Genomic DNA, 833 nt, shown 5'->3' on the forward strand with positions numbered 1-833 from the left:
GATCGTCTTCGAGCCGAACCCGGACAGCAGCGAGTTCGAGTTCGAGACCAAGATCGTCGGCGGCGCCGTGCCGAAGGAATACATCCCGGGTGTGGAAAAGGGCATCAACAGCGTCATGACCTCGGGTCCGTTCGCGGGCTTCCCGATGATCGGCGTCAAGGCGACGCTGATCGACGGCGCTTACCACGATGTCGACTCCAGCGTTCTGGCCTTCGAAATCGCCGGCCGCGCCTGCTTCCGTGAAGCCGCACCCAAGCTTGGCGTGCAGCTGCTCGAGCCGATCATGAAGGTCGAAGTGGTGACGCCGGAAGATTACGTCGGCAGCGTCATCGGCGATCTGAACGGTCGTCGGGGCCAGATCCAGGGCCAGGAAGCGCGCGGCGTCGCCGTCGTCATCAACGCGATGGTGCCGCTCGCCAACATGTTCAAGTATGTCGACAACCTGCGCTCGATGAGCCAGGGCCGTGCGGCCTACACCATGCAGTTCGATCACTATGAGCCGGTTCCGACCGCAGTGGCTCAGGAAGTCCAGAAGAAATACGCCTAAGGGTTTCTTAGCCACCGGGTCGCGCTCCTTGCGCGGTGCCGGATCTGAAGAGCGAATAACAATTTCCCCTTAGCGGGTAGAATAGACGGAGAACGATTATGGCCAAAGGTAAATTCGAGCGTAACAAGCCTCACGTGAACATCGGCACGATTGGCCACGTCGACCATGGCAAGACGTCGCTGACGGCGGCGATCACCAAGTATTTTGGCGAATACAAGCGCTACGACCAGATCGACGCTGCTCCTGAGGAAAAGGCGCGCGGCATCACGAGCTCGACGGCGCATGT

General features: G+C 60.3%; 1 protein-coding gene and 1 pseudogene. Both read left to right on the forward strand.

Annotation, left to right across the window (positions count from 1 at the left end; all coding sequences use genetic code 11):
- A pseudogene (gene fusA, locus EOD15_RS34955) lies at nucleotides 1-547 on the forward strand (elongation factor G); the annotation flags it as partial.
- Nucleotides 548-645: 98 nt separating this feature from the next.
- A partial coding sequence (locus EOD15_RS34960) for a GTP-binding protein (RefSeq protein ID WP_245463872.1) occupies nucleotides 646-833 on the forward strand: 188 nt, incomplete at its 3' end.

It is taken from the genome of Mesorhizobium sp. M7A.T.Ca.US.000.02.2.1 (assembly GCF_003996995.1).
In the GTDB taxonomy this organism is placed as follows: domain Bacteria; phylum Pseudomonadota; class Alphaproteobacteria; order Rhizobiales; family Rhizobiaceae; genus Mesorhizobium.